This is a genomic window from Phytohabitans sp. LJ34 (assembly GCF_052068095.1).
GTDB lineage: Bacteria > Actinomycetota > Actinomycetes > Mycobacteriales > Micromonosporaceae > Phytohabitans.
Genome location: NZ_JBQHDG010000041.1, coordinates 28,776 through 48,426, shown reverse-complemented (window position 1 = coordinate 48,426; position 19,651 = coordinate 28,776). Strand labels below are relative to the sequence as shown.

General features: G+C 70.2%; 15 protein-coding genes and 2 pseudogenes. 9 read left to right on the top strand and 8 right to left on the bottom strand.

Annotated elements, in window-relative coordinates:
- Positions 1 to 335: pseudogene (locus ACTMTJ_RS43835) on the bottom strand (hypothetical protein); the annotation flags it as partial.
- Between ACTMTJ_RS43835 and ACTMTJ_RS43830 the strand changes: the two are divergent.
- Entirely contained in the window at positions 334 to 1,566 is a 1,233-nt protein-coding gene (locus ACTMTJ_RS43830; protein ID WP_441224844.1) for a hypothetical protein, read from the top strand. The pseudogene ACTMTJ_RS43835 and the gene ACTMTJ_RS43830 overlap by 2 nt on opposite strands.
- 71 nt (positions 1,567 to 1,637) lie before the next feature.
- Here ACTMTJ_RS43830 and ACTMTJ_RS43825 read toward each other — a convergent pair whose 3' ends face one another.
- Complete coding sequence (locus ACTMTJ_RS43825; RefSeq protein ID WP_441224842.1) at positions 1,638 to 2,378, bottom strand: hypothetical protein; 741 nt, start codon at positions 2,376 to 2,378, stop codon at positions 1,638 to 1,640.
- A 452-nt stretch (positions 2,379 to 2,830) separates the two neighbouring features.
- Between ACTMTJ_RS43825 and ACTMTJ_RS43820 the strand changes: the two genes are divergently transcribed.
- Positions 2,831 to 3,676: a hypothetical protein gene (locus ACTMTJ_RS43820; RefSeq protein ID WP_441224840.1), complete on the top strand. Its 846-nt coding sequence runs from the start codon at positions 2,831 to 2,833 to the stop codon at positions 3,674 to 3,676.
- A 341-nt stretch (positions 3,677 to 4,017) separates the two neighbouring features.
- The gene (locus ACTMTJ_RS43815; RefSeq protein ID WP_441224838.1) at positions 4,018 to 4,707 is read left to right on the top strand and encodes a RidA family protein; all 690 of its coding nucleotides are present in this window, start codon (positions 4,018 to 4,020) and stop codon (positions 4,705 to 4,707) included.
- A 58-nt stretch (positions 4,708 to 4,765) separates the two neighbouring features.
- On the opposite strand, the gene ACTMTJ_RS43810 is transcribed toward ACTMTJ_RS43815, so the two are convergent.
- Positions 4,766 to 5,401 (bottom strand): phosphotransferase, encoded by a 636-nt coding sequence (locus tag ACTMTJ_RS43810; RefSeq protein ID WP_441224836.1) that lies wholly within the window; start codon positions 5,399 to 5,401, stop codon positions 4,766 to 4,768.
- A 238-nt stretch (positions 5,402 to 5,639) separates the two neighbouring features.
- Here ACTMTJ_RS43810 and ACTMTJ_RS43805 point away from each other — a divergent pair.
- The 3 genes and pseudogenes from ACTMTJ_RS43805 to ACTMTJ_RS43795 form a co-directional block, all read left to right on the top strand.
- Positions 5,640 to 5,804 (top strand): annotated as a pseudogene (locus ACTMTJ_RS43805) (DUF305 domain-containing protein); the annotation flags it as partial.
- A gap of 49 nt (positions 5,805 to 5,853) precedes the next feature.
- Positions 5,854 to 6,156 carry a DUF305 domain-containing protein gene (locus ACTMTJ_RS43800; protein WP_441224854.1) on the top strand — a complete coding sequence of 101 codons (303 nt, stop codon included), beginning with the start codon at positions 5,854 to 5,856 and terminating at the stop codon, positions 6,154 to 6,156.
- Between the two features lie 110 nt (positions 6,157 to 6,266).
- Positions 6,267 to 8,594, top strand: a complete 2,328-nt coding sequence (locus ACTMTJ_RS43795; RefSeq protein WP_441224835.1) for a tetratricopeptide repeat protein — start codon at positions 6,267 to 6,269, stop codon at positions 8,592 to 8,594.
- Here ACTMTJ_RS43795 and ACTMTJ_RS43790 read toward each other — a convergent pair.
- Together ACTMTJ_RS43790 and ACTMTJ_RS43785 are read right to left on the bottom strand one after the other, a co-directional pair.
- On the bottom strand, positions 8,579 to 11,818 hold the full coding sequence (locus ACTMTJ_RS43790) for a S8 family peptidase (RefSeq protein WP_441224833.1): 3,240 nt from the start codon (positions 11,816 to 11,818) through the stop codon (positions 8,579 to 8,581). The genes ACTMTJ_RS43795 and ACTMTJ_RS43790 overlap by 16 nt on opposite strands.
- A 458-nt stretch (positions 11,819 to 12,276) precedes the next feature.
- Complete coding sequence (locus ACTMTJ_RS43785) at positions 12,277 to 13,167, bottom strand: helix-turn-helix domain-containing protein (RefSeq protein WP_441224831.1); 891 nt, start codon at positions 13,165 to 13,167, stop codon at positions 12,277 to 12,279.
- Positions 13,168 to 13,268: 101 nt separating this feature from the next.
- Between ACTMTJ_RS43785 and ACTMTJ_RS43780 the strand changes: the two genes are divergently transcribed.
- Positions 13,269 to 13,967: an SDR family NAD(P)-dependent oxidoreductase gene (locus ACTMTJ_RS43780; RefSeq protein WP_441224829.1), complete on the top strand. Its 699-nt coding sequence runs from the start codon at positions 13,269 to 13,271 to the stop codon at positions 13,965 to 13,967.
- A 276-nt stretch (positions 13,968 to 14,243) separates the two neighbouring features.
- Here ACTMTJ_RS43780 and ACTMTJ_RS43775 read toward each other — a convergent pair whose 3' ends face one another.
- The 3 genes from ACTMTJ_RS43775 to ACTMTJ_RS43765 all read right to left on the bottom strand — a co-directional run bounded on the left by ACTMTJ_RS43775 (position 14,244) and on the right by ACTMTJ_RS43765 (position 17,797).
- On the bottom strand, positions 14,244 to 15,125 hold the full coding sequence (locus tag ACTMTJ_RS43775; RefSeq protein ID WP_441224852.1) for a fructosamine kinase family protein: 882 nt from the start codon (positions 15,123 to 15,125) through the stop codon (positions 14,244 to 14,246).
- Between the two features lie 257 nt (positions 15,126 to 15,382).
- Positions 15,383 to 16,720, bottom strand: a complete 1,338-nt coding sequence (locus ACTMTJ_RS43770) for a hypothetical protein (protein ID WP_441224828.1) — start codon at positions 16,718 to 16,720, stop codon at positions 15,383 to 15,385.
- A 690-nt stretch (positions 16,721 to 17,410) separates the two neighbouring features.
- On the bottom strand, positions 17,411 to 17,797 hold the full coding sequence (locus tag ACTMTJ_RS43765) for a hypothetical protein (protein WP_441224826.1): 387 nt from the start codon (positions 17,795 to 17,797) through the stop codon (positions 17,411 to 17,413).
- Between the two features lie 5 nt (positions 17,798 to 17,802).
- On the opposite strand from ACTMTJ_RS43765, the gene ACTMTJ_RS43760 reads away from it, so the two are divergent.
- On the top strand, positions 17,803 to 18,414 hold the full coding sequence (locus ACTMTJ_RS43760) for an RNA polymerase sigma factor (protein WP_441224850.1): 612 nt from the start codon (positions 17,803 to 17,805) through the stop codon (positions 18,412 to 18,414).
- The gene (locus ACTMTJ_RS43755) at positions 18,411 to 19,349 is read left to right on the top strand and encodes a CU044_5270 family protein (RefSeq protein WP_441224825.1); all 939 of its coding nucleotides are present in this window, start codon (positions 18,411 to 18,413) and stop codon (positions 19,347 to 19,349) included. The genes ACTMTJ_RS43760 and ACTMTJ_RS43755 overlap by 4 nt, the downstream gene beginning before the upstream one ends.
- Positions 19,350 to 19,651: the final 302 nt, after the last annotated feature.

Sequence of the window (19,651 nt, the reverse complement as noted above, 5' to 3'; positions counted from 1 at the left end):
CTGAGCGGCGCCGGCGCCGGCTCCGCGGGCTCGGCGGGTTCCGCGCTCGTGCGGCGGCTGCTGCGGCGCCGCTCGGTACAGGCCGCGGCCGTGGGTGCGGTGGTGCTCGCTTTGGTAGCGGCGGCGCTGGCCATGCGACCGACCAGCCAGCCCACGCCGGTGGCCGAGCCGCCTCCTGGGAGCGCCACCAATCCTTCGGCTGCTCCGCCGCCCGCGCGGACGCTGCCGTCTCCGCGCGTGTCCTCGTCGCTGCCGCCCGGGGTGCTACCGCCGTCGCCGATGACGCCGCCCGCGGCGCTGCCACTGGGCACGGCCTTGCCGGGGATGGTGAGCATGGCGGCGCGGTTGGAGCCGGTCGGCACCCTGGTGCGCGGGCGGCCGGGCGTGCTCGCCCTGACGGTCGTCCACTCCGGACAGCAGGGCGGTGTGGGTGGCAGCCTGGCACTGCCGGACACCGGCCCGCTCACCGCGCGGCTGACCCTCCCTCGTGGAGTGAGCCTCCGCTCAGGACCGGCGGGCGACGGCTGGACCTGCGTTGGGACCAGCTGCCGGCGCCCGACGTTGGCCGCGGGTGGCACCACGCGCGCGTACCTGCGCGTCACCATCTCCGGCACGGCCGGCGACGATGCCCTTCAGGTGCGGCTTACCGCACCTCGCGCTGGGGCGGTGATGGCCACCGCCTCCGCTGGGGTACAGGCCAGCGGGCTCCCGGCTCTGTTCGCCGGCACGGCGCCGGCCACGCTCGAGGCCGGCGGGAACTCGCTGCTCTCCTGTGGCGGCATCTCACTCACCTGCCACGACGTCCGGGCCGGTCGGCGTATGGCCGACAACGGTGACTACAACATGACCCGGTACGCCGATCCGGCCGCACCACGCGGCTACCCGTCCGGCGCGGCGGTCAGCGGGGCAAGGATCTCCGTACCCGGCACGGTGCTCTGGGCCGGTCTCTACTGGTCCGGCACCGGCCCTGGGCCCAGCCAAGCCACCGCGCGGCTGCGGATGCCCGGATCCGACCGGTACGTCCCGGTGGCGGCCACCCGGGTGGACACCGCGTCGGGAGCCGACTTCGGGGCCGTGTACCAGGCGTCCGCCGACGTCACCTCGCTGGTGCGGCGCAGCCAAGGCGGCACGTGGTGGGTCGCGGTGGACAAGAAGGCGTTCAAAGGTGGCTACAATGCGTACGGCGGGTGGGCGCTGCTCATGGTCGCAGAGAGCCGTGGTCCACAGCGGACAGTCGCGGTCTTCGACGGCTTCACGCCACTGCCGCGCGGCCGCTCCTACACCTCTCCGCTGTGGGCTGTGCCCGGGGCCGCGAGCGTGGGGCTGGTCGCGTGGGAAGGCGACCGCGCGCTGGCCAGCGAGCGACTAACGGTCGGCGGCACGGCGGTCGGCGGCAGCAACGTAGCCGGAAGCCGGTCAGACGGCACCCCGGCGGACTGGCACACCTTCGGCACGGACGCCCGCGTGTTGCCAGCCGACCCACGCTCGGCGCTACTCGCCGCGTCGTCGACGACGGATTCATGGCTCCTCGGCCCCATCGCGCTCGTATCGGATCCCCACCTCTGATCTCCCAAGCAGCAACACCTCGGCGATACCTCAACCAACGACCTCGTCTCTGTACGTCGTCCACCGAGTCGTCAATCCTGGTCCTTTCCTGCTTGGGCGACCAGCGCGCCGGCTGCGGACAGGTCTCTGGGCAGAGGGACGAGTTGGATGCTTTTCAGGCCGGCTCGACGCAGAGTGGGGCCAGCCTCGTAGCGGACCAAGGCGACCGCCCGCTGCGGTGAGGTGCGGGCCATCGGCGCCTCAGCCGCGAAGACCGACGGCGTACGGGCGCTTGCTTCCAGAAGCAGCGTCACCGTCTCCCACTCGCTGTTGGTGGCCGGCTGCGGCGCCTCGACGACGAGCACAGCCAGCCCGTCCGGGAGCGCGTCGCGAAACAGCCCGATGAACCCGGCCCGCAGTTGCGCAGGGCTCGCGAAGTCGGCGCAGAGCATGACCCGGACTGGTGCCAGCGTTGCGGCCGCCCACGCCTGTGCCAGCGCGCGTATGGCCGGCGCTGGTGGTCGGTCTGATGAGGCCATCTGCTGGTGGAGCGTGAACACATCGGCCAGTGTCGCCCGGATGCCGTGCCCGGACTCTGCCCGCTCGCGGCCCAGTTGCGCGTACGCGGAGGTGGCCGCCCGTCCTTCGATCAGTGCCCGGGTGAGCGCGTCCACGCCCGGAACCCACCAATCCTCCAGCGCCCATCCGTTCTCGGTGGCGCCGGACCGCCATGCGCTCCGTAGCGCCTTGGCGCCCGTCTGGTATCGAATGTTCGTCCGGGCGCGTCGCTCTGCGGCCTTCGCCGAGAGCCACCGGTCGCCAGCCATCGCCATGAACCGCTCCCACGGTTAGGTGCCGAAACCTCGGACACGGGTCTCCTCATCACCAGGACAGGGCGACCGGGAGATCATGACTCCGATTCGCGAAGTTCTGTTGAACGTCCCACATGGACGGTCAAGATGCAGGTGCAAGTCGCGTCCGACTTGGGCCGATACGTGCCTCGGGTGAGCGTCGCAGGAAGTGGCTGTCCGTCACGTCCCCCTCTGCCAACGTGAAGGACGGGTCACAAGCCCGGCGCCTGGTGGGACGTTTCGCTCAGCGCAGGCGGGTCCGAGCGGGATCGGCGGTTCGAACGCCGCGTACCGGTTTGTCTGCCCCGTGTGGAGGCGCTCCTCGGCAGCACGTTCAAGCAGGCCGCGACGTGGAACCTGGAGAAATCTGTTCCGTCCGGACGCTGGCGCAGCGGCGGAGGTCAAGGCCGCGTACCAACGCAAGGTCGCCGCGCTTGCTGGCGTCATTCGTGCTGTCTCGGCTGCCCGTGTGGGAGGTCGCGCAGGCCGACACGTTCCCCGACCAGCTGAGACAGGTCCGCACGGACGATGGCGGCGCGTTGACGTCTCGGATGGGGCGCGGTGCGTTGGCGGTCGAGGTCGTCACGCAGAGCGGGCCGTTGAGCGTCGTCTCGGTGCACCTGAAGTCGAAGCTGCTCTCATTTCCTGGCCAAGCCGGCAGGACCCGGTTCAACCCGCGTGATGAGGCAGAACGTGCCCGCTACGCCGCCTACGCCTTGCACCGCCGCGCCGCGGAGGCGGTCACCGTTCGCGCTCTTGTGGACGGTCCGCTCGCTGGCGAGGGCCGGACCCGGCGGCTGGTGCTGGCCGGGGACCTCAACGACGAGGCGTCTGCCGCGACCACCCAGATCCTGCATGGCCCGCCCGGGTCCGAGTTCGACACCGTCGGGTTCGACCGAGAGGACGTCGGCGACGCGCACCGGCTGTGGAACCTGGCAGCGCGTATCCCGGACAAGGAACGCTTCAGCCGCGTTCCTGGATGGTGGTCGGATAGTGTGGCGATACGCGACGTGGGCGTGGCGAGAGTTCCGCTGTTGTGGTCCCGTGGCTACCGGTCGCGTTGGCGTGGTCTGTCTTCGCGGAGGGTACGGAGCTGTTGTTCGAGTTCGGTGACCTTCACGAAGTCCTGGAAGCGTGATCGTCGCTGCTGTTCGTCATGGCGGTGGACGGTAGCGACGAGTGCGTCTACGCCGTGGAGGGTGGCGAAACAGGCGGCGTGCATCAGCGATGCGCTGCTGGTCCGAAGATCTTCGACAAAGGGCACCCACCGGAAGTCGTGATCGGTGCTGAAGGTGGCTACCGCCGGGCCGTCGGAGGCAACGATGTCCCTGCACACCTGGCAGGCAAGGTGGTACGGGGCGACGGTCATGGCGCAGTCCACTGGTCGGTCGAGTTCCAGGACGCGGGCGTCCGCGGTGCTGGTGCTTCCGGGCAGCACGGTACGCCATCGCGGCGGACAGATCGAGAATGAGCGGCGGTGCGCGACCTGCGCATGCGAGGCAGCAACGCCCAGTGGTACCAGCGGAACTGCCGCGATCCGCTCGTCACGTGACGGCCGGTCCGATCGAGACCGGTCGGGTCGAGCAGATTGGCGATCTGATCGGGGGCCGCCGAGCCCTGCATGCCCATCCAGCTCGCCGCCCTCAGCCATGCCGGAAAGTTCGGTCTGCCCCTGGGCGCCTGGGCCGCGCGGACCGCGCTGGCGATGTTCGGGGGACATTCCGGGCGCATCGGTGTGGCCGACGACGCAGAAGCCTTCGGCAGCGACCTCGATGCCCTGTGGGCCGGTCGTGCGGCACTGGGGATTCGGTCTGGACGCCGCTGTCGCGACGGGCAGGATGGGTACCGAAGTGGGCGTGCCACACCGCGTGACGCAGGGGAGGACTGGATGGCGGACGGTTTCAACCCAAGCGGCGTCTGGGCGCCCGGCAACCGGGCGTTCTCACAGGGCGTCATCCAGGGCGACGGCGTCGTCGTCCATGTGACCGGACAGGTGGCCTGGGACGAGCACAGTGTCATCGTCGGCATGGAAGATGCCGCGGTACAGATGGAACAATCCATCGAGAACGTCCGCAGGATCCTCGCGGAAGTTGGCGGCATCCTCGACGACATCGTGTCGATGACGATCTACTTCGTGGACCGAGCGGATCTTCCTGCGATCCAACAGGTGCGGTCGCAGCACTTCACGGCCGGCACGGCGCCCACAAGCACCCTGATACAGGTGCCCGGACTCGTTGTGCCGGATCTGCTCATCGAGCTGGTGCCACTGGCCGTCGTGCCGCACAGCCGGTTCCGCCGCCCCAAGTCCTGACGCGCCCGCATGACGGCAACCGCGCCGGTTTCCCCAAAGCGACCAACATCCGGCACGCCTAAACGGTCCTCGCGCACCAGGCGGGTGGACTAGCTGCCCGACGCACGATCGTGCCGCCGAACGGGCTCGCCGGCTGCCGAATATCCGGATCACCCTCCGCGCGCGTCTGTAGAGCCGGCAGATCCCATGGGCGGTCGTCGCGCAGTGCCGCGAGCCGGCCGGCGAACGGTGCCCCGGCCTCGCGTAGCTGCTCGACCAGCTGATCCCAGCCGTGGGCGCCCACCGGTGCGGTGTACCACGGGTCCACCTGACCGCCGGCGGGGACCAACACCCAGTGGATCGCGGCCACCGCAGCGCCCACCAGGACCGGGTCCATACCCGGATCGGGCGCTTCGAGATCGACCCACTCGTACACCCGCACCTGCCGGCCGCCCACCCGGGCCAGCACGCGCCCGTCCGCGGTACGTCGCACCGCCGGCGCCGGTACGCCGGCGGTGCATGCCGCCTCCTGAAACTGGGTCGAGGCCCGCACCTGGTCCTCGCCAGACTCGTGGAACGGCACCTTCACCGCCCACCGGCCGTCCGCCGTCTCAAGCCGCCACACCTCGCCCTGCCGGCCCCGAGCGACCGGCCCGTCGGACAGCTTCCGGGCCCGGCCGAGCCCGAACCGGTCGGCCAATTCCGCAGCATCCACGACGCCCACTACAACACAACCGGCACGACCCGCGACGACGCATGCGGCTCAGACTTCATCCCGAGCGCGGAAACGCCGAACTGCGTGGCCAGCTGCGCTGATCCGGACCGACAAACCGATCGAGCGACCTCCACCAAGATCAACCCACTCATCTGCCGCACACTGCGTGCGCGGTTCAGCTGTTGAGTTCGGTGACGAGGGCGCGGAGCCAGGGTTGGGCCAGTGCGGGTTCGCGGCAATGATGATCGCCCACCACGCTCGGGCCGTGCGGGTAAATGAGACCCTGTTCAGCAAGGCCGGCGTACCGGTGCGGGTGATCGCGGTCGCCGACTACATCCGCACCGACCAGAGCAGCGAGATCACCGAAATGAACGCCTGGCGGGTCGCCCTGGGGCTCACCCGCGGTGTCACCAGACGACCCAGCCGTCACGCGGCACGGCGTAGGCCACGGCATGATGACCGAGCAGCAGATGGCTGCACTCACCGCCGCTGCCGGGCCGGCCCCGACCCGGCTCTACCTGGAGCAGATGATCGAACCCCACAACGGTGCGATCCTCATGGCCAAGGGGTACTCACCGTGGGGCGCAACGCGTATATCCGCAACCTCGCCAAGCACGTCGTCAACGAACAGGGCTCCGAGAACGACGTCATGTCCAAGCTGCTGGCAGCGCCGCCCCATCCGTGACCAAAGAGGCGGCCGCGCCGGCGGCCAGATCGGTGGAGGCTCGGCGAGTACTGCTGATGTTGCCCATTGACGATCCTGGTCCGGCACCTCAGGCTGGAGTTTCTGGGCAGATGAGCGGGAGAGCTGAGTGTCGACTGTGTGTATGCGTGGTGGCGGCCCGTCGCGACGACGGCGGCGCGGGTGAGCGGAGGGCACCGTTTCGGGCCGCTGCTGCGGCGGCACCGCGCCGATGCCGGCTTGACCATCGACGAGCTGTCGGCCGTCTCGCGGGTCAGCGTCCGTGCTATCAGCGACATGGAGCGTGGGCGCAGCCTGGTGCCACGGCAGCGTACCGTCGACGCCCTGATCGTCGCGCTCGGCCTCGCGGATGCTGCGGCGGCGGCGCTGCGTGCGGCCGCCCACGGGGGTCGTGGCGGGGCGCGTCCGGTGGCGCTCGCGCCGCCGAGAGCGGTCCGGGACTTCACCGGTCGGGAGGCCCAGCTGCGCTGGGTGAGTGACCTTGTCGCCGGCCCGCCCGGCGGGGTGGCGGTGGTGTCGGGCCCGCCCGGCACGGGCAAGACCGCGCTCGTGCTGCACGCGGCCGACCGGCACGCCGCCGCGTTTCCGGACGGTGTGCTCTTTCTCGACCTGCGTGGCCTGGACGCCGCCCCGCCCGCCCCGGCCGACCTGATGCTGCGGGTGCTCGTCGCCCTCGGGGTGAGGCAGGAGCGGGTGCAGGGCGACGCGCACGCCCGCAGCGCCCAGTACCGTGCCGCGCTGAGCTCGCGGCGCGTTCTGCTGCTGCTGGACAATGCGGCCGACGAGGCCCAGGTCCGCCCGTTGCTGCCCGGGTCCGGGACCGCGATGACCATCGTCACCAGCCGCCGCGTCCTCTCCGGCCTGGAGGCGGTGGAGCGGGTCGCGTTACCGGTCCTGACGCGGAGTGAGGCGGTCACCCTGCTGCGCCGCATCATCGGCGAGCAGCGGGCCGCGGCCGAGCCGGAGGTCGCGCTGTCCGGCCTGGCCGAAGCCTGCGGAGATCTTCCGCTGGCACTGCGGATCGCCGGCAACCGGCTGCTCAACCGTCCGGACTGGCACACCGAGTACCTGCTGCGCCGGCTCGCCGACCGGGACCGGCGGCTCGGGACGCTGGTCGCGGGCGACCTACGGATGTCGGCGCAGTTCACGCTCTCCTACCGCAGGCTGTCCGCGCCGGCCGCCGCGGCCTTCCGGAGGTTGTCCCTGGTCCCCGGTGCGGACGCGGGGCCGGAGCTGGCGGCTCAGCTCACCGGTCTCAGCGAGCCCGAGGCGGAGGCCGCGCTGGAGGAGCTGACCGAGGTCGGGCTGCTCCAGCCGGGTGCGGGCGGTCGCTACCGCTTACACGACCTGACCAAGCTGTTCGCCGGCGAGTGCCTGGTGCGGGAGGAGACCCCGCGAGAGCGCCAGCGTGCCGAAGACGGGATGGTCACCTGGCTGCTCGATACCGCGACCGCGGCGGGCCGCTGGTTCGACCCGACCTTCGCGGGCCGGGCCGCCGGCACCGCGCCACCCGGCCCGGGCGCACCCGCTTCCACCGAGGAGGCCGACCGGTGGCTGGAGCGGGAGAGCACGAACTGGCTCGGCGCGCTGCGACTGGCTTTCGCCGCCGGCTGGCACACCGAGGTGACCACAGTCGCCCATGCCATGCACTGGTATTCCGAGCGGTGGCGGCACTGGGGCTCCTGGCTCGAGGTGTTTCAGATGTCGGCGGCCTCGGCCGAGGCGCTCGGCGACCGGCGCCGCCAGGCGATCCACCTGAACTATGTGGCTTGGGCCTATACGACGTTCGCCCAGCGGCACGACCTCGCCGACGCCCCGGCGCTGGAGGCGATGCGGCTCGCCCGCGAGGTCGGTGACCTCCGGGAGCAGGGCTGGTCCTGGGTGTGCATCGGCGCCGCGGCCCGGCGGCACGGCGACGCCGCCCGGGCGCAGGAGGCGGCCCGGCAGGCGCTGCCGCTGTTCGAGGCGGTGGCGGAGTGGGACGGCTACTCCCAGGCACTCTCGCTGCTGGCCGGCAGCCTCGCCCAGGCCGGGCGGCACCGGGAAGCCATCGACGAGTACCGCCGGCTGGAGGCGCTGCTGGCCGAGCCGAGCCGCGCACCGTCCCCATTGGTCAGCGACATCACCGCCGGCCACCTGCTGTTGAACATCGGCCTCAGCCAGCTCGCGCTCGGGCGGTGGAAGCCGGCCGCGGACAGCCTCCAGGCGGCGCTGCCGCTCGTGCAGCGGTCGGGCGTCAAGCAGAGCGAGGCTCGCTGCCGGTGCGGCCTCGGCAACGCGTTGACAAGGCTGGACCGGATCGACGAGGCGCGCACCCAGCTGCGCCGGACCGTGCGGATGGCCCGGCAGGTCGGGCCCGCGGACGTGGTGGACCAGGCGCTGGCCCGGCTCGCCGAGATCGGCCCGCGCGCGGCAGCCGGCCCGGTACCCGGTGCGGGCCGGGCAGCTGCCACCCGGCCCGCACGCGCGTCCCACTACCTGACCACGTAGGCCTTGTGGACGGTGGTGGTGGCGAGGTTTCCATCCGTGTCCACCGCGGTCGCCCGCAGCGAGACGAATCCCGTCCTGGCCTTCGGATGGCGCACGGTCGAGGTGTAGGTCCCGCCGCGCTTGACCGTCGGGGCCGCCACCCAGGTGGTTCCGCCGTCGAACGACACGGAGACCGTCACCGACTTGATCCGTCCCGCGGTCGCCTGCTGGGCGACGGTCAGGGGGATGGCGATGGTGCTTCCGGCCGCGGCGTCGTTGTACAGCCCCAACTCGGGAGCGAAGCCGATCGAGGTGAGTGGCAGCTCGTTCGGCTCACCCGCCGCGGTGGTGAACGTCCAGGCCGACTCCACTCGCCGGGACAGCCGGTACGGCGCGGGCAGTTCCGCCGAGTACGTCAGCTGGTAGGTCGTCGGTTCGGCGGCCACCTCCCAGTTACCGAAGGCGCCGAACACGCCGGTGAACTCGCCCAGCAGGACGCCGTCCCGCCACAGGCCGAGGCGGTGGTTCGTCACCGGGTAGGGGTGTGCGCCGTGGCCGTCCCCGTCGGCCCAGCCCGTGAGGGTGGCCCAGATGGTGTTCTCGTAGCGGGTGACGGCAGGTGACCCGGTCACCGGGGCCATGGTGACGTTGAGGCCGGCGCCGTTCCAGCGTTCCGTGTAGGCGCGGCCCGGCCGGTAGCGGGTTTCCTCCTGCCGGAGGTCGAGCACCAACTGTCCATCTGCGACGGTCTGCTCCTGCACCGCCGAGACCCACGGCACGTGACCGGCGTAGTACTCGGTGCGCCGGGCCGGCGTCGTCACCGGCGGGAGCTGGCTGCTGTACGGATACGCGCCGGCCAGCGACGGTTCGGGGATGTTGTTGGCGCGCGACGACCGCACGGCGGTGGCGTTCCGCGCGTAGACGACGTCCACTGTGGCCAGATCCGACGGCGTCACGTGCCTGACGAAGCCCGTGACGAAGGAGCCTTCCGACCGCCAGCCCAGCTGGTAGACGTCCGGCGCGCGGCCCTCGCGGGGCTTGCCCTGGAACACCGCGTGGACCTGGGTGACAACGCCGGGCAGACCCTTGGGCCCCACGTCCGCGGTGCGCAGCGTGCCGGGATCGCCGGAGACGCCGCTGTAGGTCGGGAACCCATCGGCGGCGCGGTTGACGATCGCCGCGGCGTCATATGCGGTCGCCTGGCGGTCGGGCACCGTGATGTCGAGCGGCCGTGCCTTTCGCGCGTCGAGGACGATGTCGCGGTCCGCGGTGACGACGACCTTGTTGTTGGTAAGCAGGGTGGTGATGCCGCCCTCCTCGACGTATGCCGCGACGTGCCAGGTGCTGTTCAGGGGCGCCCGAACCGTACCGCTCGCACTGTAGGACACCGCGTCGTCGGGGGCGGACGGGTCGGGTTTGAACAGCGTCGTCATCACGGTCCGGGCCGGGCGGCCATCCCGGCCGATCACGGTGAACCGGAGGTCGGCGGCCGGCGCCTCGAGATAGACGCTGAACGGGGTCTGGAGCGTGCTGCCGCCGCCGGTGGCCTCGACGCGTCCACTGTAGAATCCGTAGGCCTGCGAGGCCGCCTCGTCCGCGACGACCGTGACGCTCGCTTCGCCACCGGCCGGCACCGTCAGCGTCGAGGCGCTGAGCGTCAGTAAGCCGGCGGGTGCGTCGCCGTCCAGCGCGAGGTCGAGGGTGAGCGGCTGGTCACCGGTGTTGCGGTAGGTCAGCTTTCGCGACGTCGGCGCCTCGGTGTGCGGCCAGCTCAGCACCCCGACACTCAGCGAGGCGGGGGAGACGGTGAGTCGCTGGTTCAGCGCCCTGCCCACATTCACCATTCCGGCGCCCTGGGCGAAGACGTCGTAGTCGGGCACCGGCACGGCGCTGGCCATCAGCGTTTCCTTTATCCGCGCGCCGTTCCAGTCAGGGTGGACCTGCGCGAGCAGGGCGGCGGAGCCGGCGACGTGCGGGCTGGCCATTGACGTGCCGGTGAGCGGCAAGTATTGCCCTTCCGGCAGGTGCGCCAGACCGCTGGGGGAGCGTGCGGCGACGATGTCGGTGCCGGGTGCCCCGATGTCGGGTTTGACGGCGTAGTCACCCACCCGCGGGCCGCGCAGCGAGCTCCAGTTGAGGCTCCCGGCCTTGTCGAAGTTGGCCACCGACAGCGCGGCGTCCGCTGTAGACGGCGAGCCGACCGGCGCCGGCTTGATGCCCAGGTTGCCCGCCGAACACACGAACAGCGTGCCGTACTCCGCGGACAGGTCGTTGATCGCCTGCTCGAGCGGGTCGACACCAGCCGCGTCGGGCCCGCCCAGGCTCATGTTGACCACCTTGGCGCCGGACTGGGCCGCCCACTGCATCGCCTCCAGGATGGCGGAGTCCGAGCAGGCGCCGCGCCCCTGGACATTCCAGCACACCTTGCCGTCGAGCAGCGTCACGCCGGGCGCCACACCCTTGTACCGCCCGCCCGAGGCGGCACCGCTGCCCGCGATGGTCGACGCCACGTGGGTACCGTGTCCGTTGAGGTCCAGCCCGGTCTCCACGTCCGGGACGAAGTTGCGCCGGGCGGTCACGCTGCCGGCGAGGTCCGGGTGGGTGTCGTCGATCCCGGTGTCGAGCACCGCTACGGTCACGCCGGTGCCGTCGAATCCGGCGCCCCAGGCCGCCGGCGCCCCGATCATAGGTACGCTGACATCCAATGTGGACTCACGTATGCCGTCGAGCCAGATCTTCCCGCCGGTCAGCGAGGCGCGGGTGGTCTGCCACGTCTTCGCGAGTTCGCCGACCGGCACCTTCGCGGCGAAGCCGTCCACCGCGGCCAGCGGTCGCACGCTGGACAGTCCGCGGACGGCGGTCGCATCCGAGATCACCAGCGGAAGGTACGGCAGCTCGTCGAAGTCGTACTCCAGCAGCGCCGTCACGTTGAACAGCCGCTCGTCCAGCCGGTCGGCCGCCAACAACGGGATCGCGTCGGAGGGTACGACGTAGTCAGCGCCGTCCCGCCGGAAGCGCGCGAAGTGCACCCCGCCGCGCGGCGTCACGGCCAGATCGTCCTTGGTGATCGAAACCCGGTCGCCGGTGAGCAGGGTGACCGTCCGGATGGGCTCCTGCCTTCCGGCTTCCGGAGCCGGCGGGGCCGGGACGGTGGACGGTTGGGCGCCAGCGGGGCCGCTGGCGATGAGCAGCGTCGCCAGCACGGCGCTGAGCGTGCCGTACGCCAGAAGACGGCGTTGTCGCATCAGGGCTCTCCAGTTCGGCGTTGATCAATCCTCCGGTTGCTCAGAGTCTGCTCATCAGCCGGTTTCGCAACCGATACCTCCGCTGTTTCGCCGGCCGCACAGACCAGGCGGCAAAATCGCGGTTCGCGCAGCTCAGCGCCGGTATCGGCGGGCAATCCTGTGATATTCGTCGCGTCCGAAGGGGCAACTTTCCGCCGGAACCGCTGCCGGTCGTTCTGCCGGTCGGCGCAGGCGGCGGGGCCGCACCTGGTCCGTCACCCGGCGCCGAGGCCGGGCATAGCGTGTCCGCCCAATCCTGCCGATCCATTGGCAAGAGCAAAGATCAACACGGTAGCGCCCTGCGGGATCGCCGATCGATCTGCGCGAGCTTCTCGGTGGCGCCCGGCTACTACGGACTGCTGTGTGTTGTATCGGGCTTCTGCGAATTCCTTGATTCCGGGTCCGCTCGAACTCCGGCGCTACGCGGAACGGTTGGCGTGTTCGCGTGACCTGCGCGCGGGGTCGGGGACGCCGGACAGGAAGGCCAGCCGCAGTTTGGTCTCGTCCTCGGTATCGGGGGCCGCGGTAAGGATCACGATCTTGAGTTCTGCGTCGCCGTCGGTCATGACGTCACAATCAACCGCGATCGGCCCTACCGTCGGGTGCTCGACGATCTTGTGGTCTTCGCGGTGTGCACCGACCGCGCCTGCGGTCCACAGTTCGGCGAAGCGGTGGTTGCCCGCGGTGAGTACCCGGATCAGGTTGGTCAAGCGGGTGTTGTTCGGGAAGCGTCCGGTGGCGCGGCGCAAGTCAGCCACGACGGCGGCCTCAACTGTGTCGCGCGCGAGCGAGGTCACCGGCCACTGCGACAGCCGTGGACCGTCGCCATCGATCGGGAAGCTGTCACGGGCGAAGTTGCGAAGCGCCCGCGGCGTTGATGACGGGTCGCCAAGAAGCGCCGCCCAGCCACGGTTCCACCAGATCAGCTGCCAATCCGCGGCGAAGACCGCGACGGCAGCGTCACCGAGTCGGTGGAGAACGCGGTGGATGCCGGGCGGGATGTGGTCGGAGATCTCCCCGTCGGTGGGAGGGACAAGCCGGGCCAGCCGAAACAGATGATCGCGTTCTGCGATGCGAAGTTGCAGGGCACGAGCGAGTGCGGCGACCACCTGTGCCGAGGGGGTGGTGAACCGTCCCTGCTCCAGGCGTACGACGTAGTCGACCGAGATCCCGGCGAGCTCGGCAAGCTCCTCCCGGCGCAGGCCCTTCGCTCGGCGCGCGCGCCCGCTTGGCAGCCCCACGGCTGCTGGGGAGACGCGGTCGCGCCAAGCGCGCAGAGTCGCACCAAGCTCCGTGGCGTGAGTGGCCATACGACGATTGTCTCGCGCGGCCAGCTGCCGAGGGTGGTAACCGTTTTCCTACCGTCGCGCCTTCCCTGGCACACGTCGCGGCGCGGGCGAACGATGGGCGCATGACGATCACCTTTATCACCGGGGCCAACAAGGGCCTGGGCTACGAGACCGCCCGTCGCCTCATCGAACATGGCCACACCGTGCTAGTCGGCGCTCGCGATGCGAAAGCCGGCGCTGCGGCGGCCAAGAAACTCGGCGCCCGCTTCGTCCAGATCGACGTCACCGACGACGAGTCGGTCGCGGCGGCGGCAGCCGACGTCGAGCAGCACGAACGTGCCATAGACGTGTTGATCAACAACGCTGGCGTTCACGGCCCGCACGGTGACCCGAGCGGCTTGACGGGCGCCGACATCATGACCGTGCTGGACGTCAATCTCGTCGGCGTGGTGCGAACCACCACGGCGTTCCTCCCGCTCCTACGACGCTCGGCCGACCCGGTCATCATCAACGTCAGCAGCTCGATGGGATCTCTCGCCGCCACGCACGATCCGTCGCGACCCGAGTCCCGGGTGATCGCCCCCGCCTACACCTCCTCCAAAGCGGCGCTCACCATGCTGACGACCCAGTACGCCAAGGCGCTGACCGACATCCGCATCAACGGGGCCGACCCGGGTTACACAGCGACCGATCTCAACGGCAACACCGGCCCGCAAACCGTCACCGAAGGCACCGACGTCGTCGTCGACCTTGCCACCGAAGGACCGGGACACCACTCCGGGCGTTTCGTCGACCGTGCCGGTGAGATCAAGTGGTCTTGAACCGCTAATCGCCGGTGGGCGCGTCTGCGGGCAGCGCCCCCTGTCGGCCGACGTGACCCCTCGACGCCGCCCGGACACTCTCCAGCGGATGACTGAAGAGATCGTTCGCAATCGCACGTCTTGGCCATGCGTCAACGGACGCCTGACCGACATCCGCATCTGCCGCGATCCGAGCGCCCACCTACGGCCGGCGGGGCGCGCGGTCGTAGCCGATGTGAGTGAGGGTGACCTAGCGAATGCCCTGAGGCAAGCCGCGATCAACCGTCGGGCCTCTGGTCAGGTTCGTGTCCGGAATGGGGCAAGGGTGGCACGGATCTGGCCGCCCGCGCCCCAGTCGTCGTCGAACTGGGCCAGCACCGCGAGGTGTTGTCGCAGTTGGACAATCGGCATGCGGGCCCGCCAGTCGCTATCGAGGCAGGTCAGTTCTGCATAGACCTCGAAGAACGGTTGCGCCTCGGGCGGGGGCGAGGTGGACCACACATGGGCGAGGTCGACCTCGGCCCACATGTAGGACACCGCCGGGTCGATCAGCGCGGGCTGCCCGTCCGAAGTGGCCAGGACGTTCTGTGCCCACAGGTCGCCGTGCGTCAGGCATGCCGGCCGGTCCGGCAGCAGGTCGGGCAGCCGGTGACACAGCCGCTCCAGCGCCGCCCGGTCTGCGTGGTCGAGTGCCGCCTCAACGCGGGGCTCCCCGAGCCATCGAAGCAGCCGGTGCTGGGCGAAGAACGCAAAGCCGTCGTCGTTCCAAGGGTTGGTCTGCCGGCGGCGGCCCAGCCAGTTGTCGCGGTGCCATCCGAAGCGAGGATGGATCGTGCTCATGTGCAGGCGAGCGAGCGCGTGCGCGAACTGCTCCCAGAAGGCTTCGCTGCGCGGCCTCGGCCGCAGCACCGACAACACAAGCAGTTCTCGGCCCGCCAGGATCACCTCGGGTGTCGCCATGCCGCCGAGCTCGCGCAGGGCGGCCAGCCCTTCGGCCTCCGCGACGAAGGCGTCGTCGGCCGGCGAGTCGGTGAAGGCCTTGACGAACACCGGCGGCGCGTCCCGGCGGGTGGCTATGCCCGCGAGCGCCGCGAGTCCACCCGTCGCCGGCTCCACTGTGATGACATCGCGCATCCCAGCCCGGAGCAAGCACTCCAGCAGGAACGTTGCCGAGCGCATCACGACAGGCTCCTCCTTGTCCGGGTGCTTGTTCGCAAGATCTTATGTAACCAACAGTTGGATACCTCTGAAGACCGACCTCCGGGTTGAAGGTCCGACGACCCAACAAGCCGCCGATCGTGCGCTGCGCCCATCGCCAGGACCCTTGATCGGGTGCACGCTCATGCCGCGATCCGCTTGCTACGGAGCGTCATGGGAGCGGCTCACTGGATCGTGCGGGTCGGCCGGGCCGGCGGCCTGAGCGGTCGTGGCGATCGCTAGTCGTTCAGGATGGCCGGCGTCCGTGGGCTTTCCTCGCGGAGTGTGGGTGTCTCGAAGTTCTCCAGTTCGATCGCGGTCTGCTCGCGCATCAGCTCGGCCGCCTCGGCGTCGGTCTGGGCATACGTCGCTGCCGTGAACACGAGCGCGTCACCGGTCTCCATCAGGATGTCGCGGGTGCTGCGCAGCGCGTACTCGCACCGCTCGCACAGGCGGTTGAGATAGTAGGAGTTCAGCGGCCCGAGCGGCGACGGCGTGCCGAACGCGATGTCGCGCCGGTCGGCGACCGCCAACAGCTGAAGCCTCGCTTCCTCGTACCGGTAGGCCGCGGCCGGCAGGTGGGCCCACCCCGCCATGTGCAGCTTGGTGAGGTCGACGGACAGCTCGCCGCTCGACTGGCCCGGGGGCGGTGCCAGTCGCACGTCCGGCCGCTCCAGGATCATCCCGCCGCCCTCGCCGTCCTCCCGGACGTAGATGTTCGGCCCCTCCACCTGGTCGAGGTCATCGTTGATCGCGTTCCGGATCCGCTCGGTCTGGGTGTCCACCAGTTCGTTCAGCCTGGTGATCGCCTCGCGCGTGGTGCGGAGGATCTGGAAGACGAACTCGCCCTCGACCTGCCGTTCCGGGTTGTCGCCGGCTCCGCGAGCGCCCTCCTCGGCGATACCGGAGACGAAGAGCGAGGCGACGGTGATCGCCGCGCCGACGTGCGGCTCGGCCTGGGCCACCGACGCGATGACGCCGAGGATCGTGAAGAAACCGCTGGCGTCGCCCGGTGGATCCTCCCGGTTGAGCGCCGCGATGGCGTCGTTCGCGATGGCCTTGATGTCGTCCTGCGTATGTGCCAGCAGCTTGCGGTACGCGTGCACGACCCGGCCGATCTCCTGGACGTACGCCAACTGGTAGTCGACGGACGTCTCCCACCCCCGTAGGTAGTACATGCGGAACATGTCACCGGCCTGGCCGACCCAGCCGCTCAGCTCGCTCTTCACGAACGGCAGGTCCTCGTTCCTCGCCTTCCGCAGCGTGCGGCGGAAGACGTCCTCGTCCAGCGTGGTCAGCATCTCGTCGAAGGAGGCCAGGCTGCCCTCCATGAAGGGCTCGAAGCTGGCCTCGACATCCGCGAGCAACGCCTCGAGGTCGTCACCGGACATGTGCACCTGGTCCTCCAGCCCCACCGGCCCGTCCCCGTCGCCGACGACCGGCCAGGTGCTGGTGTCGACGATCGGGTCGAACCCTTCGAGCAGGCCCGTGCCGCGGTCGGCCTCCCGGGCGTTCGCCTCACGCGCTGTCTGTTTGAGCGCCTCGACCTTTTCCCGCAGCTCTTGCCGGAACGCCATCGCGAAACCTCCGTAGGTCCTCAGCGCTGAGCACATTGGACGGCTGGCAGGGGGAAGCCCTTCCCCTCGGCTGCGCCATCGTAGGGTCGGCGGGATGCCCGTGAGTCCGTCACTTGACAAACATTTAGGCTGGCCACTCTCGCGCTACGCGGTCGGGCGTACCACGATGACGAGGACTGTGCACAGGAGGTGGACGACCGTGCGGGTGCTGCTCGTGGAGGACGATGTCCGGTTCGCCGGCGCGCTGACCGCAGCCCTGCGCCGCAGCGGGTACGAGGTGGAGCATGCCCCCTCCGCGGCGGCCCGCCTACGCGACCTACGAGGAGCGCCGGCTCGCCGACATACGACGGTTCGCCGAAGCCCTCGCCCCCGGCCTGCGGCCGGAAGGGGCAACAGGAGTGGTACGACAGCCGTGACGGTGGCGAGTTGCCAGAGGTGTACCTCACCGGGGTCGAAGGCGTAGTTGAGGACAATCAGCGCAGCGGCCGCCGACGCCGCAACTTCCATTCCGTAGTCACGGACCTTGAGCCATTCCGCGCAAGCGGCTGACTACTGAACGCGGTCATGTGGTGCGAGCGTGGTCGACGTGGAGGATGACGAGCGCTGCGGCGATCCCGGCCAGCGACTGGGCGCGGTGAGGCCGCCCGCTGCCGGGTCGGTACGGTCGCGGTGATGGTCGGTGCGACGTCGTTAGGTGTGGAGACGCCTGGCGCAGGAAATGCCGTGGTACATCTCCGCCGCGGTGCGGTTCCAGGTCTGGTGGTCCATCAGCGGTAACGCGTACGCCGCGGCGACGAAACCGAACAGCGCAGGCTCGCCCGGGCCGGCTCCGAGCGACACGGCGGCGAGTGTCGCGGCCAGGGGCCGGTCCGGGCGCGATTCCGCGCCACAGCAGGGCTCCACAAGCGACGGTCGCAGCGCCGGCCGCCAGTGCGCGGTCTCACTGTGGAGACGGTAGTCGTCGTCTTTGACGAGGGCTCGAACCGGATCCGCTTGTTCGGTCAAGGAGAGGTAGAGGAACGTTTCCCACTGCGAGAGGAGCGACCGTTGTCCGAGCTTGGTGACGAGGCGTGACAACGTCGATGGCGACGGACGGTCCGGCCCAGGAGGCGCTGCCGGACGGACTGCTGATCGAGCGTTCGCGCGTCGACCCCGAGGCGTTCGCCGCCGTCTTCGACCGCCATGCGGCTGAGATCTACCGGTACCTGTCACGTCGGGCCGGCGCCTCGGCCGCCGACGACCTGACCGCCGAGACGTTCCTGGTCGCCTTCCGTGAGCGGGCGCGGTACGACGGGAGCCGCCCGGATGCGCGTCCGTGGCTCTACGGCATCGCGACCAACATGTTGCGCGGCCACCACCGCGCCGAGGTCAGACGCTTTCGGGCGCTGGCCAAGGGCGAGGCCGATCCGATCGTGCAGCACGACGCCGACGGTGTGCTGGATCGGGTGGCCGCCGGGCAGGCTGGCCGGCGACTGGCGGCCGCGCTCGCCCGGTTGTCGGCCGGTGAGCGGGACGCGCTGCTGCTGTTCGCCTGGCAGGACCTCGGGTACGCGGAGATCGCCGCGGCCCTCGGCATCCCGATCGGCACGGTCCGTTCCCGGCTCAGCAGCGCCCGCAAGCGCCTGCGCACGTCGCTCGCCGATCTCGACCCGGCCCATTTTCCTGACCTGTACACAGAAACGGACCCCTCATGAGTGAGATCGACCTCCTGCGCCGCATGCGCGGCGACCAGCCGGCCGCCGCCGCCGCCCTCGCCCGGGCGCGCGCCCGGCTGGTGTCCGAGACCCGCGGTGGTCCCGTCGCCATGACCCGGGCCGTCCGGCCGCGGCCGCGTCTCGGCTGGCGACTCGCCGCCACGGGCGTGCTGTCGCTGGTACTGGCCTCGGGCGTGGCGGTGGCCGTGGCTACCGCCCCGTCGGGCGACCAGCCGCCGACCGGCGGCGCGGCCCCGGACGCCGCCACGGTCCTGCGCTCGGCCGCTCTCGCCGCACAGCAGGAGCCGACGCTGACGGCCAGGCCGGACCAGTTCGTGTACATCGAGACCGTCTACAAGGGACCACGGCCGACCAACAGCGGCACCGAACGGGTGTGGCGGTCCGTCAACGGCACACGCGACGGGCTCAGGCGCTGGGAGCAGAGCGGCGCCCCGAAGACGGAGGAGCCCATCGAGGGGTGCGTGGCCGCGCAACGGCCGGGCTGCACCCGGTACCCCGGATTCAAGGACGACCTGCCCACCGATCCGGACGCGATGTGGCAGCACCTGGTCAAGCGGGCCGCCGCCGACCCGGTCGCGGACGAGTTCACGATCGCCTTCTGGACGATCCGGCAGTCGTACGTGCCGCCCGCGTCGCGGTCCGCGCTTTTCGCGGCCATGGCTCGGATCCCCGGGATCAGCGTGGTCGAGGGCGTGAAGGACGCAGCCGGCCGATCCGGCCTGGCCGTCGAAACGGGCGGCCACGGTTTGATCTTCGACCCGAGGACCTACGCCTACCTCGGCAACCGCCACTTCACGGCTGCTCCGCGCAGCATAGCGACGGCATCGCCCCCGGCGACCCCTGACGGGAAGATGGAAGGCTCCGCCTGCCTGAAAATCGCGATCGTCGACCGACCGGGCGACCTGCCCAAGTGAATGATCGAGGCGTCCTTCACGTTGCTATGACGACTTGAAGGACGCCTTGATCACGGTAAGTGCTCTCTCGTAAATGACTCCCACGTCCACGTACATGATCTTCTGGTTGTGGTACTGCCTTCGGGCGGACATCAGCCTGCGCCAGCCGTTTCGACCCGGCGTGTCACCCCACCTGCCGACAGTCGGCTACACAGCGTTACCCGTCGTTATGCGGAATGGCTCAGTGACCAAGTCGACCAAGTCGACAATCGCTCGATCATCCCCGTGGTAAGGTTCGGGTGACGTTGATGCGACATCGGATG

Excerpts from the sequence above, each read along its gene's own strand:
- ACTMTJ_RS43830 (WP_441224844.1), top strand. The coding sequence starts at position 334 with ATGGCGGCGCGGTTGGAGCCGGTCGGCACCCTGGTGCGCGGGCGGCCG.
- ACTMTJ_RS43825 (WP_441224842.1), bottom strand. The coding sequence starts at position 2,378 with ATGGCGATGGCTGGCGACCGGTGGCTCTCGGCGAAGGCCGCAGAGCGA.
- ACTMTJ_RS43815 (WP_441224838.1), top strand. The coding sequence starts at position 4,018 with ATGCCCATCCAGCTCGCCGCCCTCAGCCATGCCGGAAAGTTCGGTCTG.
- ACTMTJ_RS43800 (WP_441224854.1), top strand. The coding sequence starts at position 5,854 with ATGATGACCGAGCAGCAGATGGCTGCACTCACCGCCGCTGCCGGGCCG.
- ACTMTJ_RS43790 (WP_441224833.1), bottom strand. The coding sequence starts at position 11,818 with ATGCGACAACGCCGTCTTCTGGCGTACGGCACGCTCAGCGCCGTGCTG.
- ACTMTJ_RS43785 (WP_441224831.1), bottom strand. The coding sequence starts at position 13,167 with ATGGCCACTCACGCCACGGAGCTTGGTGCGACTCTGCGCGCTTGGCGC.
- ACTMTJ_RS43780 (WP_441224829.1), top strand. The coding sequence starts at position 13,269 with ATGACGATCACCTTTATCACCGGGGCCAACAAGGGCCTGGGCTACGAG.
- ACTMTJ_RS43775 (WP_441224852.1), bottom strand. The coding sequence starts at position 15,125 with ATGCGCTCGGCAACGTTCCTGCTGGAGTGCTTGCTCCGGGCTGGGATG.
- ACTMTJ_RS43770 (WP_441224828.1), bottom strand. The coding sequence starts at position 16,720 with ATGGCGTTCCGGCAAGAGCTGCGGGAAAAGGTCGAGGCGCTCAAACAG.
- ACTMTJ_RS43760 (WP_441224850.1), top strand. The coding sequence starts at position 17,803 with ATGGCGACGGACGGTCCGGCCCAGGAGGCGCTGCCGGACGGACTGCTG.
- ACTMTJ_RS43755 (WP_441224825.1), top strand. The coding sequence starts at position 18,411 with ATGAGTGAGATCGACCTCCTGCGCCGCATGCGCGGCGACCAGCCGGCC.